We start from the raw sequence: 19,023 nt of genomic DNA on the forward strand, positions 1-19,023 counted from the left end.
ATGGACAAACTTTTTTCAATCCCTGGAAGATAACACACTGGAATCAATTGAATACGGAATGGAACCAATACAAGACGAATGTTTATCGAAAAAAACAGTAAGTATTCTTCAACAAACGGGTGCTTTAGCTGAATAAGGAGCTGTTGAATGAGATAGCTTCCTATTGCGTTAAAGCGACAGGTTAATTTAATAACGATAGAGAACTTTAGAATATAAGATATTTATTTTAGGAGGACAAAATGGATTTTTATAAATTTAGTAAAGACAGCGGTAAAAAGATTTCGCAATTCAATTCAGATTTTATTATGTCTCGTATTATTCAAACAGATAAACCAACTAACATAGGATGTATGCACTTAGATGAAAATGGTATCGTTGGCTATCATCAGGCAGTCGTACCCCAACTACTTTTAATTTTGAACGGTAAGGGCTATGTACGTAATGAAAAAAACGAATATTTTAAAGTTGAGTCAGGTGATGCTGTTTTTTGGGACAAAGATGAATGGCACGAAACTAAAACTAATGTGGGATTAACGGCTATTGTGATTGAAAGTGAAGAATTGAACCCTGCATTATTTATGTCACTAAAGAAATAAATAATATTCTACTAAAGGGTACGATCCTTTAAAAAGGATTAGCACCTTTTATTGTTGAATTTATTAAAAGGGCAGGATTGTTCAACAATAATCTTTAACAAAATATGATATTTAACTCCTCAAAATGCAAATAGTAAAAGCAGATTCGTTGATAAATATTTAAAGAGGATTTATACTTAATTTAAACTACTTTTAATTAAAGGTAATTTAATTAAGGGTAGTAATGTGTTGAACTACAAATTGGGAGGGTAATAGAATATGGGCAGATTAGAAGGTAAGGTAGCGATTATCACAGGGGCAGCAGCAGGTTTAGGAAAAGCCATTGCATTAGGTTATGCAAAAGAGGGTGCTAAAATAGTAATTTCAGATATTAATGAAGAAAGGTTACAACTAGTTGAGCAAGAAATTAATAACCTTAATGGCGATGTTCTTTCGTATAATTTAGATGTAACAAATGAAGACCAGTGGAAAGACATTGTTAAAGTAACGGTAGAAAAATTTGGTCATCTAAATATAGTAGTCAACAATGCTGGTATTGGAACACATGGAAATATTGAAACAACTACATTTGAAGATTGGAAAAAATTATTGGATATCAACTTAAATGGTGTGTTTTTAGGCACAAAATATGGTACTGAAGCAATACTGGCTTCAGGTAGTAAAGGTTCAATCATTAATATGTCTTCTATAGCGGGGCTTGTTGGTGATTCTGAGTTACTGTCATATAGTGCTTCAAAAGGTGCTGTTCGTTTAATGTCTAAATCAGCAGCTCTTCATTTAGCTAAAAAAGGTATTAGAGTTAATACAATTCATCCAGCGTATATGAATACAGAATTAATGGAGTTAGTTCCTGATCCAAGTGCAATGATTGACGCAACGCCTATGGGTCACTTAGGTGATCCTGAAATGATTGCACAAGGAGCTATTTACTTAGGTTCAGACGAATCTGCTTATACTACAGGGTCAGAATTAGTAATCGATGGTGGGTACACCGCAATATAACAAATTAAAAGCGGAATACAAAATTAAAAATGAACTTTGAGAGTAAGCCCGAACTAAGAAAATATTGTAGTAAAAGTAATGGTAATTAAAAATAGGAACGACAAATAACCGTGAATCTGTGATTTTTTAGACAGATTTACGGTTATTTTATATTTTTGCACATGTTGCTTGAATTTTTTTCGACCAAGGCATGTACTGATTCAATATTTCTGGTGTTCGATGGATATCCAGATTCGGTAGATCCGTTAGTAATCTCACCAAATATTGATAGAAATCTATACCGTTGGCTTTTGCTGTTTCTGCCATGCTCAAACAGATCGCATTGGCCTCGGCACCAGCTTCGCTGACGGAATGCATCCAATTTTTTCTACCAATCACACTAGGTCGTATCGCATTTTCGGCTGGATTATTATCCATTTCAAGGCGTCCGTCGTAGAGAAAGGCACGAAGGCCATCTTCTAGTTTTAGTGTGTATATAGCTGCTTTGCCTATCGCGTTATTTCCGAAAAAGGGAGACTCTTCAATCCATTGAAAGAATGCATCGACGATTGGCTTCGAATGTTTCTGACGTCTTTTTCTTCGCCTGCTCGGGGATAAATGTTTGAATTCCCTTTCTAAGCGGTAAAGTTCATCGCAATAATTCACACCAATCCTGCCTTTTTTACTGTCCGCTTTCAGCCAATACCGCCGCACGTGTGCCCAACAATTTGCGAAGGAAACATGCGGGATTTTGTCGTATGCCGAATAGCCGTCACAGATAATCGTTCCCTTTAAGTTGTTTAAAAACCCTTCTAAAACTGAGCGCGCACGAGACAATGCACTTTGGAAAAGAACAATCACTGGTCCTTGACTAAGAACGCTCCGATACACCCAATTATAAGCATTGGTATTTCCCTGTTCCCATCGGAACGATGAATGATTTTTGCGTATGTTTCATCCACATGAAGAATGGATTTATTCATCATCATATCCTTCATTCGCTCGTACACAGGAAGCAACCAATCCTGAGCGGTTCGAATCACCCAGTTCGATAAGTTTTTATCGTTCGTAAATAAACCACACCGCTCCCATTCTTTTACCTGGCGGTAAAGGGGAAGGTATTGGATAAATTTATCATAGATTACTTTTGCTAGAACACTAGGACTTGTCAGGCTACGCTGAATAGGAGCCAGTGGTGCTTGGCCTCTTTTAATCTGTGCACGTTGAGAGGTATCTCCTTTACAACTTTTACATTCATAAGCGTGCTCGACATGTTGGATTTTCTTCATCGTTGCCGGAATAAACATCGCTTCTTCTCGGACAACCGTGCTGCCCATTTCCGTCATGGCTTGCTGGCAACAATTGCACGTCGTATCTTTCGGGTGATGATGAATAACTTCTGTTTCAAGATTATCCGCCAGAAAATCATTGCGCTTTCTATTCTTTGCTTTACGTTCAACAGTGTATATGATCTTCTGTTGGCTTTGTTCTTCTGTGTGCTCAGAACAGTTAAAAGAATCGTCATCATCTTCATCGAATAAAGACGTTTGCCCATCGGGCAAATTGTATTTTGATTGCTCCGTTTTTGATCCATATAATAGCTTCGTTAAGTGGCGAACTTGCTCGGTCAATGCTTCGACCTGTTTCGTTAATGCTTTATTCTGTGCATTGGTTTGCTCTAATTGCACTTCTAAAAGTTTAATTAATCTATCATTTTGGTTAGGAGAAGATCGAACCATGCAACTTCACCGCCTTTCGTTCCTGTTAAGATAGCTATAGTATACGCTATGAAACGAAGAATGAATAGTTAAAAAACACCTTTTGTCGATTTTTGTATTGCTTTTGGCTGTTGAATGGTTAATCCCTCAAGCAACCATCTAAGCTCTTGTTGAGATAAGTTTCGAACTTCATTTTCATTTTTAGGCCATTGAAACTTACCATTATCTAAACGTTTATAAAGCATTGCGAATCCATCCCCGTCAAAATATAAACATTTGTAACGATCTTTACTCCGACCAGAAAATAAGAAGATGGAATCTCCGTATGGATCTAGCTCGAAATAATCTTGAACGAGCGTAGCTAGTCCGTCAATTCCCTTTCTCATATCCGTTTTACCACAAACGATATAAATATTTTTGACGGCTGTGTAATCTTGCCTCATCCATTTTTCAACTCCCTTATCACGGTTTGAATGATATGCTCATCCACACCGTTAAAGAAGGAAAGTTCAAGGCTGCCTGATTTCACCGTACAAACAGGGGCTGGAACTCCCGGAGATTCTATCGGGATCACTACTTTCTTTTTAGGATGGAGTGTTACGGGGACGATGATCAGTTCTTCATGTGGCATAGAAAAGCACCTCCTTCAATTGATATTTCTATCTTAGCAGGAGGTGCTGGTTTCTTGTATGCGTTGTTTGATTACGGGCTTACCATTTAACTTCCTTAATATGAAAGTAATATAAAAAGGGAGAGTGGAATTAGTTGAAAAAGAATATTATGTCCAATAGTCTCGTCTTTAAATTCTTAACCGTTTGGCTATTAATGATTATCCCTCTAAGTAATACTTCGCTTTACTTTATATTTCATCAGGTTGCATTGAATAATGAGTTAGACCAACTAAAATCAAAAGCCGAGCAAATAACTCAAACTATAAGTAACTATTCGGAAAATATGGATGATGACCAACTCACTCAACTACTTAGATTGTTAGTACCAAGCAACGGAATAATTCAAGTAATAGATCAAAGGCAAAAGTCATTAATGACAATTTTTAGAGGAAATAATATTAACCTAACAGAAAAAGCTTCTTTTAAAGAAAGGGCAACAAGTGAAATACAAACAAGAGATGGAGTACAATATGCTGTTACGAATACCCCGATTATATGGAGGGGTGGAGAAGTTGTAACTTTAAAGTTGACCTATAAATTAGAGTCTTTACAAAAAAACATAGAAATATTAAAACCGATTCTAATAATTATTTCTCTGGTTCTTCTTATTTCAATAACTCCCTTTATTGTATTAGGGAGAAAGATTCTCAGTAGTAAGACTCTCGATTTTCCTCAAACAAAAGAATAATAGTTGCTGATACGTCTAAAATTTTATTGTGAAGAATTGTACTAAAACTAATGGGTGCTTTAACACAGTAAGTAGATCGTCAATACGACGGTCTTTTTTTACGAACAGGGCATTTAGTGGCTTGAGAAATGCTTGTTAAATAGTACGCGTTTAACACTGTTATTAATGTATTTCTCCCCCGTATCTGAACCCGTAACACTAACGATAGGCTCTTTTTTTATGTACGTAACAAAAGCAGATTATTTACTGCAAACTAAAAAGCACTACGCTTTCCGCAATGCTTTAATCTTGTGCATTATTTAAATGGGTTAACCAATCATTTAGGAGGGCAAGTTCTTTATCGTCTTCCGTATTTTCTTTGAGGTATTCAATGTCAACTGTGTCGTAGTTGAAAGATAACAACCTAAATGACCAAAGACGATCCTCTTCCGAATTCCAATGGATAGCAGCTCTTAGTCTGTCTAAGATAATATCCTCTGGTGAAATGAGATAAATGTAATAGTCATCATCCAGTTGAAACTTCACAATCTTTTCATAGCTGCCTGCCAGAACGTTATCAGGAACTTCTACAGCTACTTCAATATCAGAACGGAAAAATATACGACCCATTTTTTCAAAGTTTAAATCGTACAGAACATCTTCTATTTTGAGATATCCATCTGAAACAAAATCAATGTCTCTCGTTGCATATTCGGACTGTGAGTAGATTTCAACAGACAAGCCACCTACTTCTTAAAGTTATTTAAAATGAGTGCTTCTGTTGGATCCTTTGGTCTACGACGACCTTTTTTCAAGCCTTGTGAACGAATATCAGAAGTGATTTGTTCAATGGTCTTCTTGTACCTACTCGAATTTCGTGTAACTCGATTTTCGATTTCTTTTTGAGTAAGAACAACCATTTCAACATCCCCTTCCCTTTTCTTATTCATATCCTTACCACTCCTATAAGAGCAGTATGGATAATTCTTCTCTTATTATACTATATGTTGCTTCGTTTAAAAAGTATTCAGTATGTAAGCACATTCTTCGGTAAGTCAACTTCCACAATACGTTTCCTTGTTTTTAGTTGCAGAACTTCTCCTTATACCACAAAGAAAATCTAACTATAATACAGTAGTTTTTAAATGAAAAGTACAGATCGTTTATGTTGCAAAATCACAAAAGGAGTGGAATTATAATGAGAGCAGAAACATTTTTGAGGAAGATTAATTGAACAAGAAAAAATAGATAATTACAACTTTATATAATTGGTGAGCGTGTTATATTTTTTGTGGAGAGGGAAAGATGCTGAGAAGTTTATGGAGAAAATTAACTTAGCCTCAAATGAAAAGGAGATTCAATTAATAATAGCCAAGATTACTGGAAATTTTAAAAGGGGTAATGAGAGGACATACTCCTAGAAAAAAGTGAAGATTACAATCTACTCCTTTAAAGTTATTATTGGATTATAAGGGTGCAATCCTAAGAGAAAGAAAAAATTCTCTTCATTATATAACCCCCTATATCCTATAGCGAACGATGTTTTTCTTAATTGCTTAGACCATGTATAAAAAATATACTTGGAGGTGTTTAAAATGTCTCTTCCAGAGAAAATCATTAATGAAATTGATAAGTTAAACGATAAAGACAAACAAAAAGTCCTTGATAAGATTAAAGAAAAGTATATGGATAGTGAAGTCATAAGATTAAACGAAAGTTATTCCTGGTGGGATAATGAAGAAGATGATTTATACAATGATTGATAAGATAAAACAGGTTGATGTTTGGCTTGTGAATGGGCTTTTTAAAGATTCTCATCAAGCGAAGCAGCCTTCCGTTGTGCGTACATCAAAAATCATTTCTGTGCATTGTTCAGAATTAAAACGACAATTAGGTACGTTGCATAACCATGATCTTGAAAGAGTCCTTCATATGTGCAGAAGTTTATTTTAAAGTTTAACCTATGTATGATTCATTTGAAAGCTTGATTATTAAAGCTTTCATCACTGACAAAATAAATTATTTTAGGTGAATAGTAATCAGATGCTATATGAAATAGAAAGCTTAAACGAACGGGTGCAATCCTAAAAGAAGGAGAATGCACCTTTTTAGTTGAACTTATACTATAGAGTTAGTAAAGATGAATAAGTAGAAAGATATTGTTATTTGGCATCTTTTTATCCTCTCTCGTAGTCAATGATTCTCATTATGAGAATCAAAAAGCATTAAATATGCAAAAAACTCAGGTGTGTCTTGTTTAACATGGGATTTGTCGATTCCACGTTCGATAAGCATATCAACTTTTAGTTCTTCGCAATTGGAGGTTATTTCATTTAACTGGGTTTCAATAATGACAAGTATTCTTTCATTACCAGAGTTAATCTTCATATGATTGTAGTAATAATCACTTTTTTCATTTTTTACTACTTCATACGAAATGAAATTTAAGTTATCCAAGTTAGATATTATAGGGTCGTTCTTGTGTGCATGAGTATAGTTAAGAATTGTCATTTCAAAGAAAATATTTTCGGATTCAGATAGTTCTGTTTCGATAAGATCTAATTTTTTACGAAATGCTGAGATAACGTCATTAACTGGTTGTAACGGTCGAATCTTATGAGAATATTGCTGTTTCAAATATACTTTGTACTCTTCATGGTCCATGTAATCACCACAATAAAAATGAGAAATGCTCTAGAAAACATCTCGATATTAGTACTATAGCATATAATTTTATAGAGCACCTTAAATATTTCAACAGAATAGCTTAACATTACTGTTATAGGAGGTGTTATTTTATGTTAAGAAGGTCTCTTACTTTAATACCAATTATGGTTGGAACGGCAATAATAATTATCGGTGAATTGATGCTGATTGTTCCGCTTACTTTAAACCAGCCAATGGCTTTAACGATTACTCTTGCAGGCGTATTTACATTCGTTGTTGCATTGATTTTTGGGAAAATGGCAAAAAGAGTTTATTATAGTTTTAAATGAATTTACAAACTGAACTTGAATAGTTCTTGTAGTAAACGGGTGCTTTAACATAGCAAGGAGAACGTTAATACGATTGTATTAAAGGGAGAGTTTATATGAATAAATTTATTCTGTATTGGAGGAGATTTTTCATCTTAGCATTAGTAACGCTATTTTTGTTGAATGTTATAAGTCAATTCATCTTTCTTTCAGCTGTATCAGGAATTATATTATTTAACGGAGTCCCTTGGCTATATTATAAGATAAAAGAAAATTAGAACTTGATTATGGATAATTAGGCTTAAAAACACTACGTAAAAAACGCTCAGAAAAATCTAAGCGTTTATACTTGTTTATTATATTTCTATTTCAGTGTTGAAATAAATATTAATCAACCTGTATTTACATTGTCAATTGCATTTTTCCCCCATCAACCGAACCCGTTAACTCCTATTATTCGTTTGATAGTTTTAAAACATCTAAGACTTTGAAGAAGAGACTAACAACAATTGCAACGATTGTAGCAAGGCCCATACCAGATAAAGCAACAGTACCAATATTGATGCTTGCACCACTAATTCCAATTCCTAACACCACACAAGTTAGAATTAAATTCTGAGAGTTACTGTAATCAATTTTTGCTTCAACTAGCATACGTATACCACTTGCTGCGATGATTCCGAAAAGTAGTAACGAGATTCCGCCCATTACAGGAGTAGGAATGGATGAAATTAATGCTGCAAGTTTTCCTACGAATGACAAGAGAATTGCAATGACTGCAGCTCCACCAATAATCCATGTAGAGTATACTCTTGAAATTGCTAGTACACCAATATTCTCACCATAAGTAGTGTTTGGTGTTGAACCAACTAAACTAGAAATCATTGTAGAAATACCATTACCGAAAAGCGAACGATCTAGACCAGGATCTTTTACTAAATCCTTCTTCACAATATTACCAGTTACTACTAAGTGACCGATATGCTCAGGGACTAATACAAGTGCAGCTGGTAAAATAATCAGAATATCTGTCCAGTTAAACTCAATTTGATAGTAAGTAGGCAATTGAATCCAAGCTGCTTCACTTACCGCTGTATAATCGACAATTCCATAAATCGTTGCGATGATATACCCTGTGACAATCCCTAAAAGAATTGGAATGATTTTTAAGAATCCACGCATGGTTACCCAAAAGACTATTGTTGCTCCAAGCGTTAGTAATGAAACAGTGATTGCAGTTGTGTCTCTAGGAACACCTACTTCTTCAATCAGACCTGCCATACCTGCAGCTACAGGTACAAGCTCTAGTCCGATAACAGCTACAATCGAACCCATTGCTGCAGGTGGGAAAATAACATTAATCCAGTTTGTTCCTGCATATTTTACAATAATCCCAACTAATACGAGTACAGCACCAACAACGAAGAATCCACCCAATGCTGCTCCGTATCCCCCACCTTGTGTAAGTACGAGTGTGACGGGTGAAATAAATGCAAAACTTGATCCTAAATATGCTGGGATTTTACCTTTGGTAATAAAGATGTATAATAGCGTTCCAAACCCGTTCATTAATAGAATGGTTGCTGGGTCAACTCCAAATAATATTGGTACGAGTACTGTTGATCCGAACATTGCAAATAAATGCTGTAAGCTTAATGGTAAACTTTGTAACAATGGTAATCGTTCATCTACTTGAATTTCTCTTTGACTCATTCTCTTTTCCCCCACTAAAATATGTATTTTTTTCTATGATTGGTGTTTTTCTATACAAAAAAACACCATGCCTTTATTTCAGCAAGGTGCAGATAGTTTGAGATACTATACTCGTCCAATGATTTACAGGCACAAATATACATATCTCTTCCGCATCACCTTGCCAGCCTCACAGGACCGATTTAAAGGTAACTAATTATTCTACTTCTGCTATATTACAAATCTATTGAAGAAAAGTCAAGTGGAAATTATTTAATAGAATTTTAACCACTTCATTTTATCTAAAAAGCTCTTAAAAAATTATTGAAATTAGACTTTTCCTATATGTATAGCTTTTCCACTTCTCAACCATACTAATAGTATAATTTTTGGAAGAGAGGGATTGGGATGAGTCATCTTAAGGCTATTGGTATCAAATTTGTGTTTACAACGATTATCGTATTATCGTTTCTTGGGATTTTTCAAGAAATGACGTTGCAGCAAATAATAACAATTTCAGTTGTTATTACTGGAGTTACATATGTATTCGGGGATTTACTAATCTTACCGACATTCAATAATGTTGTAGCATCCATCATCGACTTGGGTGTAGCATTTTTAAGTGTTTGGTTACTTACTTCATTCTTTATTGGCCAGTCCGTTTCTGTTGTTCTTATCTCTGCTTCAATCGCTTATGCTTTTACGTTTTGCGAGGCCGTTTTTCACATTTATATGAAAGAAAAAGTATTACCAAAGAAAAAAGGTGTCCTTATACCTTTTCCAGCAATGCGCTATCAAACGGAAGCAAGTAAAGAAATTCACCCTGATAAAGAATAAAAAAATAGTATGTGTTGTTTGATAAACTAAACAACACATACTATTTTTATTTAAAAGTCAGGCGACAGCGATAAATTGGATGGCCTTTAGCTGAGAATTTCTCCTCATATTCTGTCATAATATTTTTTTCATCTTCAATTTCGTGTAGATCTAGATTTACTTCCTCTAATTTCATTCCATAGGAAGTAAAACTTACTAACGAATACTCGAAAAGCCCACGATTATCCGTTTTTAAAGTGATTTCTCCATGTGGAATCAGCACTTCTTGGTATTGTTCAAGAAACTTCTTATACGTTAATCTTCTTTTCTCATGGCGATTTTTCGGCCAAGGATCCGAGAAGTTTAAGTAAAGTCCAGAAATTTCGTCTGTTGCGAAGTAATCCAATAAATTATTTGCATCTGCGTGAATAAGAATTAGGTTATCTAACTTCTCTTCCAGTGCTTTTTCTCCAGCAGTTACAATAATACTTTTTGCTACTTCAATTCCGATAAAGTTAATCTCAGGATAAGATTTAGCCATTCCAACAATAAATTGACCTTTACCAGTTCCAATCTCTAAATGGATCGGTTGTTCTTTTTTAAATATATTTTTCCATTTCCCTTTATGTTCTGTTGGGTTTGGAACAATTAGGTCTTGATGCTCCTCTAAAAAATCATCAGCCCATGGTTTATAACGTTGACGCATTTATTTTACCTTCCTTACTATGATAAATTATTTCACGTATTCAGCGACACACTGATTAAGAGCTTTTAGCTTTTCAAGTCTTTCTTGGACCTTCGACTCTTCTCCTCTTGAACGATGCCAACTAATGTAATCCAGTGCATCTAAAAGCAGATACCAGTGCATTCTTTCATATAAGTGTTCATTGTTTTCGATACCATAATTCTTTAACCATTCATTCCAATTTTCACTTGGAATGTACCATTTTAAAATAGAGCCAAAATCAGTTGCTGGATCTGTGATTGTTGCATTGTCCCAATCAATTAAGAAAATCTCACCAGACTCTGACATGAGAAGATTATTATGATTTAAATCGCCATGACAAACAGTTAACTTTTGATCCCTTGTCAGCGGCAAAAGTCTTTCTAGGTTTTCTAAAGCAATCTTTATTTCTTCATATTCATGGATGAGGTTTTCAGTTTGTATCCTGGTCGAGATGGACATTAGGCTATCATCTGATGTGACAGGTTTTTTTCCTAAACGCATAAGCATATGTAAAAGTTCTGGTGAATGATGGATTTTATGCAGTAAATTCGTCACCTGTTCATTTTTCATATCGCTAGGTGTTAAATCTCTGCCCTCAAGCCATTCTTGTGCAGTAATGACATCACCATTCTCTAATCTTCTCGTCCAAATAAGTTTTGGAACAATACCTTCTGCAGAAAGTACAGCTAAAAAAGGTGATGTATTTCTTTTTAGAAACAGTTTCTGCTCACCCTTTTGTGCAATATATGCATCACCTGTTAAACCCCCAGCAGGAGTCATGGTCCACTCTTTCCCTAATGCTTGTCTAAGCCAGTCATTCATGAATATTCCCCATCTTTCACTTTAAGCGTTCGATATTCCATTGTAAGTTGAATAGCGTAAAATTACAACTGTTCAACGGATTTTCCTTCTTTTATGTAGAGATAATTTTTATTTTTTGATTATGTTTTGAAACTTCGGCTCGCATGCATTTCATTGTTTGTCCATCAACTTGCATATAGATTTCATCCTCAGTTTCAATGCTAAACTGTTCTGCTTCTAGTAATTCTACACCTTTTATTTTGTCATGTTTTCCTGTGAAAACGAGCATGAATAAAGCAAGAACCTTCCATTTTGGAAGTGAATGAACGATTAGTACAGAAAATTTATCTGCTTGCACTTTCGCATTTGGCATAATTTTCATCCCACCACCATAAAAAGGATGATTACCGATGGACACGAGCCAGCAATTTTCAACCGTTTTCTTTTCGCCGTCAAGATAGATATGGAATGTCATCCGCTTATAATTAAGGAGTACTTGTAAAATAGCAATGACATAGCTAGCGGTACCGATTCTTAACTGGTTAAAATACTTTTTATAAAACGAGTGATTCGCAGTGTGTGCAGTTGCAGCATCAAAACCAAAACCCATACTGTTCACAAAATAGCGCTGTTTTTCACCATCTTTTTCATAGTTACCTAACCAGTAATCAACGATATTTTCCCCCGAAACAATTTTTTCAAGTATTTCTTCAGGACTTCCCTTAATTCCAACACCACGCGCAAAGTCATTTCCTGAACCACCAGGGATAAAACCAACTGGGATATCTGTATTCCCTAACCCATTCATTACCTCGTGAATGGTTCCATCCCCGCCAACAACGATGATTTTTTCAATCGTATGCTCTGTTGTTTCCAAAAGGGATGCCGCAATCACTTCTGCGTGTCCTTCATATTCCGAATAATAATAGACCGTATTTAATTCTTGATAAGTTGCCGATTTTTGTAATTTCTCAAAGATAAAATTTGATCTCCCGTTACCAGCCTGGGGGTTTACAATAAATACATACATAACTCTTTAGTCCTCCTCGTCCATTATCGTTGAGGTGTCATCTTCTTCCCACTCCGGACGTCGGACAGACAATGTTTGACAATGTTTAAGCAATACTTCTGCAGCTTTGATTTGTGAGCTTTTTAGCGGTGAAACGAGCTTGCGTTTCGTTTGGAACCACTCATCATAATCTTCTTTACCAACGATTTGCGTATTAAATGGTGCAGTACCATAGACAATTCTATTTGTTCTTGATAAAACTGTTTTCCTCACAGCAAAATCTACTTGCTCCGTAGCCAAAATACTTTTCACAAGCTTCTCAGCCCGCCTTAATGAAATAGTAGGATTTAAAATTTTTCTTGGATTTGTTGGAGAATCGACATGCCATGTTCTTTCGTCACCTGCCATGATCATGACATCCTCATCAAGCTCAACAAATTGAATAATTTCAATTCCTATCGGTGTAATCATGATGATGTCTGATTCGATTGGAGCTTTCTTAATTTCAAAAATTGGATAATACATAAGTAAGAATGTATCGGGAAAACGTTGTAATAAATATTTTAATAAGGGGTCTTTATAATATGCTCGATCCACAAATGAACTGCGTGAAACGGTTGATGTTGCCCATTTCATTTGGAAGTTTAATAGATTATCTAAGTATTGTTGCTTCAATTCTAATTCTGTCTTAGGCAGCGGCTCGTTTGTTTCTTCAACCTCGGGCTCGCTTATAACTTCTGATTCTACTTTTTGTTTTTTAAATTTATCGAAAACCCTTGAGAACATGGAGCTACTTTCTTCTTCGATTGGTTCTTCGATAACTTCTTCGATTTCCTCTGGATTTTTCCATGCCTCATAAAGCTTTTCCCAATTTGCTTTTTTGAGACGGATATATTGTGTTGGATAACGATACGTATCCCATTCATATCTTGTAATATAATCTTGTAGTTTAATTAACTGTGCGATTGGAGCCACCACCTTTCTCTTCCTCTTTAATTTAAAGGAAAAATAGCAACTTCTTCATAGCTTGGGATTTGGCCGGGATGTATTTTGTATAATATAAAGCTATCAGCGAGAAATGATTGCTCCCCCTGATAGGTATGAAGTAGGTCTTTCATTTTTTCCTCTGAAACAGGAGATTTACTCCCCCATTTTTTCGCGAGTGTTACATGTGGTCGGTACGGACGTTTTTCTTTAGGAAACCCGTTACTTTCCATGACATCAGCAACTTTTTCTTGTAGCCCTAATAATTCCTTCGTTGCTTTAACATCTACCCATAAAACGCTCGGACTAGTCCTGTTACCAAAGAAACCGATAGAGCCTAATTCAATTATAAACGATTTTGCGTAAGAATGCTTATGAATATTTTCAATGATAGATGGAAGCTTCGAATCTGAGACTTCACCTAGGAATTGCAGCGTAATATGGAGATCAGCAGAGTGCATCCATCTTTTATAAGGAAGGACTTTTTTCAAGTCTTCCTGCCATTCTAGAAAAGGATTCTTCAAAGTTTCAGGTATGGGAATTGCTAAAAAATAGTGTGTCATAGGTCCACCTCTACTTGATTGATTCGTTATTTCTTAGCATTCTCTTTCATCGCCAAACAATACGCTAATTCAGCTTCATTTAATTCTCGGTACTTTCCTATAGGTAGAGAAGGATCGAGCTGAATCTCCCCCATCTGCAGGCGTTTTAAATAGATCACTTCTTTGCCAACTGCTTTAAACATGCGCTTTACCTGATGAAATTTTCCTTCTGTAATCGTTAATTCAATTTCGGATATATCATCAGAATGGAGTATTTCAAGTTTTCCAGGCTTTGTTAACGAGCCTTCTTCAATTTCGACTCCTGCTTGAAATGCTTCCACATCTTCTTCTGTAACTTTTCCCTTAACTTTTGCATAATACGTCTTCTCAACATCTTTTGAGGGTGCTAAAAGTTGATGCGCCAATTCTCCATCATTCGTTAATAGCAGCAAGCCCTCTGTATCTTTATCCAAACGTCCAACTGGAAAAGGTTCAAAATGGGCATAATCAGCACTGATTAAATCAATAACTGTTTTATCCCTTTTATCCACCGTTGCTGACAGGTATCCTGCGGGTTTATGCAGCATAAGATAGATGAATTCTCGGTAAACAATTACCTCATCCTTATATTTAATCACGTCATTATTTACATCAATATGTTTACTGCCGTTTTTTTCAATTTTGTCATTAACTGTTACTAGTTTTTTCTTGAGGATTTCTTTTACTTCTTTACGAGTACCAATCCCCATATTAGAAAGCATTTTATCTAAACGCATGGTCATCCTCCGTTTTATCTGCGAAATTTACGAATTATTTTATCTACAAATGGAAGCTCTCCACCGAAGACATGATGGAATAAAGTAGAGACATATGCCAACCATAAGTATAAGCCGCCACCAATACCAACACCTGCTAAGAGTACAATAATCGATCCAATTCGTGATGTTTCATAAGGAATGAATAATCCGAGTACAGCTTTAACTAATAAAACAACGCCAGCCATAATGCTCGAGAAGATTAAAATCAATAGTGTTCGTTTAAAAATCTTTCGATAAGAAAAGGCCACGGATCGTTTGATTCGTAAAAGATTAATAATTACTGCCACAAGAACTGCTAACCCTGTTGCAAAAATAGCACCTTTTGCCCCGAACCAATAAATGAATTGTACGTTCAATGTAATTTTAACTAATAAGCCTGCAGCTAAGCTGAGCACTGTAAAGTTTTGTTGGTTGATTCCTTGTAGCATCGAAGCAGTAACAGTAAACAGAGCAAACAACAAGCCTACAGGAGCATACCAAGCTAATAACGCACCAGTAACAGCAATATCCTCTTCAAACCCGTATAAAGCAGCATAGAACACATCTGCCAATACATAAATCCCAACTACTGCAGGAATAACAAGGACAAGCACAATTTGTAATGCTTGATTGATTTGCTTATGCACTTCAGCTTTTTTATTTTGGGAAAATGTTCGCGTTAATGCTGGCAAAACTGCTAAAGAAAGTCCTGTCGCAATTGTTCCAGGGATAATCACTATTTTATGTGCGAATTGGTTGATAACCCCAAACGCCCATGACTCTTCATATCCAGCTGCAATCATCGTGCTTTGGAATGTAAATGTATCTACAAGCTGATACAAAGAAGTTGCAAGCCCTACAATGATAAATGGACCAGAGTAGCTCAGCATTTCTTTTAAAATATCTCTTGTAGGCATGCGATTGCGAGTTCGCTGATTCCTTAGCTGCTTATCGAGGAATGGTTTTCTTTTTTTCCAATAATACATAAGAACAAACCAAGATCCTACTCCCCCAACAAATGCACCAAACGTTGCAAAACCAACAGCTGTCGCAACTGTACCATCTAAAATAACGACAACAATAAACATTGAAATTAAAACAAAAGCAATCCGAACAATTTGCTCAGTAACAGTTGAAATTGCAGAAGGCCCCATCGATTCATTTCCTTGGAAGAACCCACGCATAATACTCATTGCTGGAATGATTAGTAAAGCAAAACTAACCGCTTTTAGAACCATAACAATATCGGCATGTACGACCCCTTCCATTGGATCCTCGTTCGTCGTCATCCAACTAGCAATTAAATCTGCCCCAAAAAACATAACTAAAAAGGAAACTATCCCTGTTATAAGCATAAAAAATGTTCCAACTCTAAAGGAACGTCTACTTGTAGCATAATCATCAAGTGCATTATATTTTGAAATTGTTTTCGACATGGCAAGTGGTATGCCAATCGTTGCGATACTTAAAATAATATTGTATGGAACATAAGCGTATGTATATAAACTCGCACCTTCCGCACCAACAAGGGCATTAAAAGGAACGACATAAATAAGCCCTAAAAACTTCGATAAGAATGTTGCTACGGTTAAGAGTAGCGATCCTCGAACAAAATTCGACATATTTTCACCTGTATTTCATTTAATAGATATAACCTATATTTTAACACATATCAAGGCCAAATCGATATTTTAAACTTAAATAGCAACCTTCTCATCATGACCCTTATGAATTTTGGTTGATTCTCACTTCTACTAAGTGTAATATACTTACGAAAGGAATGAATAATCATGGTATATGATGTAATCGTTATCGGTGGTGGACCTTCTGGATTAATGGCAGCAATCTCTGCCTCAGAAACTGGTGCACATACTCTTCTAATTGAAAAAGGTAAAAAACTTGGAAAAAAGCTCGCAATTTCTGGCGGAGGTCGCTGTAATGTAACAAACCGACTTCCTCAAGAAGAAGTAATCAAACATATTCCTGGTAACGGGAAATTTTTATATAGTGCATTTTCTATTTTTAATAACTACGATATTATTACGTACTTTGAAAATCTCGGTGTGGCTTTAAAAGAAGAAGATCATGGACGTATGTTTCCTGTATCCAATTCCGCTAAGTCCGTAGTCGATGCTTTAATAAATAAATTAATTGAACAAAAAGGTGAAATAAAGCTTAATACCATTGTAAAAGCAATTGATTACGGTACATCAGAGCATACCGTAATCTGTGAAAATGGAGATAAATATGTGACAAAGTCAGTAGTTATAGCAGTTGGTGGAAAAGCTGTCCCCTACACCGGTTCTACAGGAGATGGTTACCCATGGGCAAAAAAAGCCGGACACACCGTCACTAAACTTTATCCAACTGAAGTCGCTTTAACATCAGAAGAAGAATTTGTAAAAAATAAAACCCTCCAAGGTCTAGCCCTTCGTGATGTCGCTGTCTCGGTAGTTAATAAAAAAGGCAAGAAAATTATAACCCATCAAATGGACATGCTCTTCACCCATTTTGGCGTATCAGGTCCTGCAATATTACGTTGCTCTCAATTTGCAGTAAAAGAGTTAATGAAAGAAAAAGATGTGACTTTAGAAATTGATTCCTTACCTGCAATGAATATGGAAGAAGTAATGAGACAAATAAATGATTTACTTGTTGAGCATCCAAAAAAAGCAGTTAGAAATGTACTGAAAGGTATTATTCCCGAAAGATATTTAGAATTTTTCTTGGATTTACTTGAAATTGAACACGAAACAAAAAGCAGTAATATATCGAAAGAAAACATTCGAGAGCTTGCACAACATATGAAACAATTTCAGTTCAAAGTAAATGGCTCTTTGCCTATGGAAAAAGCTTTTGTTACTGGCGGAGGCATTTCAACAAAAGAAATTGTTCCTAGTACGATGAAATCTAAATTAATGGATCGATTGTATTTCTGTGGCGAAATTCTAGATATTCATGGTTATACTGGTGGATACAATATTACTTCAGCGCTTGTTACAGGAAGACTTGCAGGGTTGAATGCAGCAAGTGATGCAAAGTAGTTTCCGTTTTCTTCCATGGATGATTTCCTCGTTAATGTTCAAACTAGTACTGTCTGATAGCTTAGACAGAAAGGGACAGATTGATCATGAATAAGAATGGAATGTGGTTACCCCTGATTGCTTCTATCGGTGTAGGTGCAGCAACTTACTATTCGATGAGTAGGAATAACCAAGGACTGGACCAAACGCTTCAACAGTTTATGCCAGGAGGCCAAAGTCCAGGTAAGAATAAGAATTCCAATTCAGGCAATCATTCAGAGTCTTTAGGACCCTTCGGTATGAGCTAAACAGCAATGCGCAGTGTATTTTTATACATTGCGCATTTTATATGGGGTGTGTATTGTGCTGGGGAGGTTAGTTGGGCAAGTATTTGTTTTTTTGCTTGTTTGCTACATTTAATTGGTAGGAATTTGTGGAGTGGAGCGAATTGAGTTGGGTATCGAGCGGAATTGGAGGACTGTTGAGCGGTTTGAATTGGGTATGGAGCGATTTGAGCTTTAGGTGGAGCGAGTTACAAGGCTTAGTGAGCGGATTCACTTGTGTATTGAGCGGAATATAAATTTAATGATTGATTTCCAATATATGAAGCAACTTTAGAAACCCAATATATTAGTTTAAGCAAGAAAAATATACAACCTTAAAAATTTACTCATATAAAAAAGTACACCCACTAGTTTCTATGACTAGTGGGTGTACTTTTATTTGCCTGGCGGCTTCCTACTCTCGCAGAGACAAAGTCTCAACTACCATCGGCGCTAGAAAGCTTAACTACTGTGTTCGGTATGGGAACAGGTGTGACCTTTCTGCCATCACTACCAGACATTCAGGTTATACCCTGAAAACTAAATAAGAGTAAATCAACGACATACATTTTATGAATTTAGTTAAGCCCTCGATCGATTAGTATTCGTCAGCTACACATGTTGCCATGCTTCCACCTCGAACCTATCAACCTCATCGTCTCTGAGGGATCTTACTCACTTGAAGTGATGGGAAGTCTCAT

The 19,023-nt window shown here is 35.8% G+C and carries 22 protein-coding genes, 2 rRNA genes and 1 pseudogene; 9 read left to right on the plus strand and 16 right to left on the minus strand.

Annotation, left to right across the window (positions count from 1 at the left end):
• The first annotated feature begins 239 nt into the window (after positions 1-239).
• Both ACXYMZ_RS16290 and ACXYMZ_RS16295 read left to right on the plus strand, forming a co-directional pair.
• Positions 240-596: a cupin gene (locus ACXYMZ_RS16290; RefSeq protein ID WP_458949470.1), complete on the plus strand. Its 357-nt coding sequence runs from the start codon at positions 240-242 to the stop codon at positions 594-596.
• Positions 597-854: 258 nt separating this feature from the next.
• Positions 855-1,598, plus strand: a complete 744-nt coding sequence (locus tag ACXYMZ_RS16295) for a glucose 1-dehydrogenase (RefSeq protein WP_458949471.1) — start codon at positions 855-857, stop codon at positions 1,596-1,598.
• A 147-nt stretch (positions 1,599-1,745) separates the two neighbouring features.
• Here the strand turns inward: ACXYMZ_RS16295 and tnpC are convergent.
• The 3 genes and pseudogenes from tnpC to ACXYMZ_RS16310 all read right to left on the minus strand — a co-directional run bounded on the left by tnpC (position 1,746) and on the right by ACXYMZ_RS16310 (position 3,926).
• Positions 1,746-3,316, minus strand: a pseudogene (tnpC, locus tag ACXYMZ_RS16300) (IS66 family transposase).
• A gap of 68 nt (positions 3,317-3,384) precedes the next feature.
• On the minus strand, positions 3,385-3,738 hold the full coding sequence (gene tnpB, locus ACXYMZ_RS16305) for an IS66 family insertion sequence element accessory protein TnpB (RefSeq protein ID WP_458949472.1): 354 nt from the start codon (positions 3,736-3,738) through the stop codon (positions 3,385-3,387).
• Positions 3,735-3,926 carry a hypothetical protein gene (locus ACXYMZ_RS16310; RefSeq protein ID WP_458949473.1) on the minus strand — a complete coding sequence of 64 codons (192 nt, stop codon included), beginning with the start codon at positions 3,924-3,926 and terminating at the stop codon, positions 3,735-3,737. Before ACXYMZ_RS16310 ends, tnpB begins: the two co-directional genes overlap by 4 nt.
• Before the next feature lie 134 nt (positions 3,927-4,060).
• Between ACXYMZ_RS16310 and ACXYMZ_RS16315 the strand changes: the two genes are divergently transcribed.
• Positions 4,061-4,654 carry a hypothetical protein gene (locus ACXYMZ_RS16315; RefSeq protein WP_458949474.1) on the plus strand — a complete coding sequence of 198 codons (594 nt, stop codon included), beginning with the start codon at positions 4,061-4,063 and terminating at the stop codon, positions 4,652-4,654.
• A 282-nt stretch (positions 4,655-4,936) separates the two neighbouring features.
• On the opposite strand, the gene ACXYMZ_RS16320 is transcribed toward ACXYMZ_RS16315, so the two are convergent.
• Together ACXYMZ_RS16320 and ACXYMZ_RS16325 are read right to left on the minus strand one after the other, a co-directional pair.
• Positions 4,937-5,374, minus strand: coding sequence for a DUF6036 family nucleotidyltransferase (locus tag ACXYMZ_RS16320; protein ID WP_458949475.1), 438 nt, complete (start codon positions 5,372-5,374; stop codon positions 4,937-4,939).
• Between the two features lie 5 nt (positions 5,375-5,379).
• On the minus strand, positions 5,380-5,583 hold the full coding sequence (locus ACXYMZ_RS16325) for a hypothetical protein (RefSeq protein WP_458949476.1): 204 nt from the start codon (positions 5,581-5,583) through the stop codon (positions 5,380-5,382).
• Between the two features lie 645 nt (positions 5,584-6,228).
• Between ACXYMZ_RS16325 and ACXYMZ_RS16330 the strand changes: the two genes are divergently transcribed.
• Positions 6,229-6,396: a hypothetical protein gene (locus ACXYMZ_RS16330; protein ID WP_458949478.1), complete on the plus strand. Its 168-nt coding sequence runs from the start codon at positions 6,229-6,231 to the stop codon at positions 6,394-6,396.
• Positions 6,368-6,586, plus strand: coding sequence for a hypothetical protein (locus ACXYMZ_RS16335; protein WP_458949479.1), 219 nt, complete (start codon positions 6,368-6,370; stop codon positions 6,584-6,586). The genes ACXYMZ_RS16330 and ACXYMZ_RS16335 overlap by 29 nt, the downstream gene beginning before the upstream one ends.
• 240 nt (positions 6,587-6,826) lie before the next feature.
• On the opposite strand, the gene ACXYMZ_RS16340 is transcribed toward ACXYMZ_RS16335, so the two are convergent.
• Positions 6,827-7,270 (minus strand): hypothetical protein, encoded by a 444-nt coding sequence (locus tag ACXYMZ_RS16340; protein ID WP_458949480.1) that lies wholly within the window; start codon positions 7,268-7,270, stop codon positions 6,827-6,829.
• A gap of 161 nt (positions 7,271-7,431) precedes the next feature.
• Between ACXYMZ_RS16340 and ACXYMZ_RS16345 the strand changes: the two genes are divergently transcribed.
• A complete protein-coding gene (locus tag ACXYMZ_RS16345; RefSeq protein ID WP_458949481.1) occupies positions 7,432-7,629 on the plus strand; it encodes a hypothetical protein in 198 nt (65 codons plus the stop codon).
• A 432-nt stretch (positions 7,630-8,061) separates the two neighbouring features.
• On the opposite strand, the gene uraA is transcribed toward ACXYMZ_RS16345, so the two are convergent.
• Positions 8,062-9,321: a uracil permease gene (gene uraA / locus ACXYMZ_RS16350; RefSeq protein WP_458949482.1), complete on the minus strand. Its 1,260-nt coding sequence runs from the start codon at positions 9,319-9,321 to the stop codon at positions 8,062-8,064.
• 387 nt (positions 9,322-9,708) lie between these two features.
• On the opposite strand from uraA, the gene ACXYMZ_RS16355 reads away from it, so the two are divergent.
• On the plus strand, positions 9,709-10,137 hold the full coding sequence (locus ACXYMZ_RS16355; protein WP_458949483.1) for a YndM family protein: 429 nt from the start codon (positions 9,709-9,711) through the stop codon (positions 10,135-10,137).
• A 46-nt stretch (positions 10,138-10,183) separates the two neighbouring features.
• Here the strand turns inward: ACXYMZ_RS16355 and trmB are convergent, their stop codons facing one another.
• From trmB to ACXYMZ_RS16390, 7 genes are all read right to left on the minus strand, one after another.
• The gene (gene trmB, locus ACXYMZ_RS16360) at positions 10,184-10,822 is read right to left on the minus strand and encodes a tRNA (guanosine(46)-N7)-methyltransferase TrmB (protein WP_458949484.1); all 639 of its coding nucleotides are present in this window, start codon (positions 10,820-10,822) and stop codon (positions 10,184-10,186) included.
• Positions 10,823-10,849: 27 nt separating this feature from the next.
• The gene (locus tag ACXYMZ_RS16365; protein WP_458949485.1) at positions 10,850-11,665 is read right to left on the minus strand and encodes a phosphotransferase; all 816 of its coding nucleotides are present in this window, start codon (positions 11,663-11,665) and stop codon (positions 10,850-10,852) included.
• 91 nt (positions 11,666-11,756) lie between these two features.
• Positions 11,757-12,674 (minus strand): diacylglycerol/lipid kinase family protein, encoded by a 918-nt coding sequence (locus tag ACXYMZ_RS16370; protein ID WP_458949486.1) that lies wholly within the window; start codon positions 12,672-12,674, stop codon positions 11,757-11,759.
• A gap of 6 nt (positions 12,675-12,680) precedes the next feature.
• A complete protein-coding gene (locus ACXYMZ_RS16375) occupies positions 12,681-13,628 on the minus strand; it encodes an NERD domain-containing protein (RefSeq protein WP_458949487.1) in 948 nt (315 codons plus the stop codon).
• A 17-nt stretch (positions 13,629-13,645) separates the two neighbouring features.
• Positions 13,646-14,200: an RNA 2',3'-cyclic phosphodiesterase gene (thpR, locus tag ACXYMZ_RS16380; RefSeq protein ID WP_458949488.1), complete on the minus strand. Its 555-nt coding sequence runs from the start codon at positions 14,198-14,200 to the stop codon at positions 13,646-13,648.
• Between the two features lie 26 nt (positions 14,201-14,226).
• Positions 14,227-14,955, minus strand: a complete 729-nt coding sequence (locus ACXYMZ_RS16385; RefSeq protein ID WP_458949489.1) for a pseudouridine synthase — start codon at positions 14,953-14,955, stop codon at positions 14,227-14,229.
• Between the two features lie 14 nt (positions 14,956-14,969).
• A complete protein-coding gene (locus ACXYMZ_RS16390; protein WP_458949490.1) occupies positions 14,970-16,598 on the minus strand; it encodes a putative polysaccharide biosynthesis protein in 1,629 nt (542 codons plus the stop codon).
• Positions 16,599-16,766: 168 nt separating this feature from the next.
• Between ACXYMZ_RS16390 and ACXYMZ_RS16395 the strand changes: the two genes are divergently transcribed.
• Both ACXYMZ_RS16395 and ACXYMZ_RS16400 read left to right on the plus strand, forming a co-directional pair.
• The gene (locus ACXYMZ_RS16395; protein ID WP_458949491.1) at positions 16,767-18,020 is read left to right on the plus strand and encodes a BaiN/RdsA family NAD(P)/FAD-dependent oxidoreductase; all 1,254 of its coding nucleotides are present in this window, start codon (positions 16,767-16,769) and stop codon (positions 18,018-18,020) included.
• Between the two features lie 86 nt (positions 18,021-18,106).
• A complete protein-coding gene (locus ACXYMZ_RS16400) occupies positions 18,107-18,307 on the plus strand; it encodes a hypothetical protein (RefSeq protein ID WP_458949492.1) in 201 nt (66 codons plus the stop codon).
• Between the two features lie 417 nt (positions 18,308-18,724).
• Here the strand turns inward: ACXYMZ_RS16400 and rrf are convergent.
• Together rrf and ACXYMZ_RS16410 are read right to left on the minus strand one after the other, a co-directional pair.
• Positions 18,725-18,840, minus strand: a 5S ribosomal RNA gene (gene rrf / locus ACXYMZ_RS16405).
• Positions 18,841-18,900: 60 nt separating this feature from the next.
• Positions 18,901-19,023 (minus strand): 23S ribosomal RNA (locus tag ACXYMZ_RS16410); the annotation flags it as partial.

It is taken from the genome of Oceanobacillus sp. CAU 1775 (assembly GCF_054482815.1).

What these genes read in the sequence shown, in the direction of transcription:
- ACXYMZ_RS16390 (WP_458949490.1), bottom strand. Translation starts at nt 16,598, where the DNA reads ATGTCGAATTTTGTTCGAGGATCGCTACTCTTAACCGTAGCAACATTC.
- uraA (WP_458949482.1), bottom strand. Translation starts at nt 9,321, where the DNA reads ATGAGTCAAAGAGAAATTCAAGTAGATGAACGATTACCATTGTTACAA.
- ACXYMZ_RS16310 (WP_458949473.1), bottom strand. Translation starts at nt 3,926, where the DNA reads ATGCCACATGAAGAACTGATCATCGTCCCCGTAACACTCCATCCTAAA.
- ACXYMZ_RS16325 (WP_458949476.1), bottom strand. Translation starts at nt 5,583, where the DNA reads ATGAATAAGAAAAGGGAAGGGGATGTTGAAATGGTTGTTCTTACTCAA.
- ACXYMZ_RS16330 (WP_458949478.1), top strand. Translation starts at nt 6,229, where the DNA reads ATGTCTCTTCCAGAGAAAATCATTAATGAAATTGATAAGTTAAACGAT.
- ACXYMZ_RS16290 (WP_458949470.1), top strand. Translation starts at nt 240, where the DNA reads ATGGATTTTTATAAATTTAGTAAAGACAGCGGTAAAAAGATTTCGCAA.
- thpR (WP_458949488.1), bottom strand. Translation starts at nt 14,200, where the DNA reads ATGACACACTATTTTTTAGCAATTCCCATACCTGAAACTTTGAAGAAT.
- ACXYMZ_RS16345 (WP_458949481.1), top strand. Translation starts at nt 7,432, where the DNA reads ATGTTAAGAAGGTCTCTTACTTTAATACCAATTATGGTTGGAACGGCA.
- ACXYMZ_RS16370 (WP_458949486.1), bottom strand. Translation starts at nt 12,674, where the DNA reads ATGTATGTATTTATTGTAAACCCCCAGGCTGGTAACGGGAGATCAAAT.
- ACXYMZ_RS16295 (WP_458949471.1), top strand. Translation starts at nt 855, where the DNA reads ATGGGCAGATTAGAAGGTAAGGTAGCGATTATCACAGGGGCAGCAGCA.
- ACXYMZ_RS16355 (WP_458949483.1), top strand. Translation starts at nt 9,709, where the DNA reads ATGAGTCATCTTAAGGCTATTGGTATCAAATTTGTGTTTACAACGATT.
- ACXYMZ_RS16395 (WP_458949491.1), top strand. Translation starts at nt 16,767, where the DNA reads ATGGTATATGATGTAATCGTTATCGGTGGTGGACCTTCTGGATTAATG.
- ACXYMZ_RS16400 (WP_458949492.1), top strand. Translation starts at nt 18,107, where the DNA reads ATGAATAAGAATGGAATGTGGTTACCCCTGATTGCTTCTATCGGTGTA.
- ACXYMZ_RS16385 (WP_458949489.1), bottom strand. Translation starts at nt 14,955, where the DNA reads ATGCGTTTAGATAAAATGCTTTCTAATATGGGGATTGGTACTCGTAAA.
- ACXYMZ_RS16335 (WP_458949479.1), top strand. Translation starts at nt 6,368, where the DNA reads ATGAAGAAGATGATTTATACAATGATTGATAAGATAAAACAGGTTGAT.
- ACXYMZ_RS16365 (WP_458949485.1), bottom strand. Translation starts at nt 11,665, where the DNA reads ATGAATGACTGGCTTAGACAAGCATTAGGGAAAGAGTGGACCATGACT.
- tnpB (WP_458949472.1), bottom strand. Translation starts at nt 3,738, where the DNA reads ATGAGGCAAGATTACACAGCCGTCAAAAATATTTATATCGTTTGTGGT.
- trmB (WP_458949484.1), bottom strand. Translation starts at nt 10,822, where the DNA reads ATGCGTCAACGTTATAAACCATGGGCTGATGATTTTTTAGAGGAGCAT.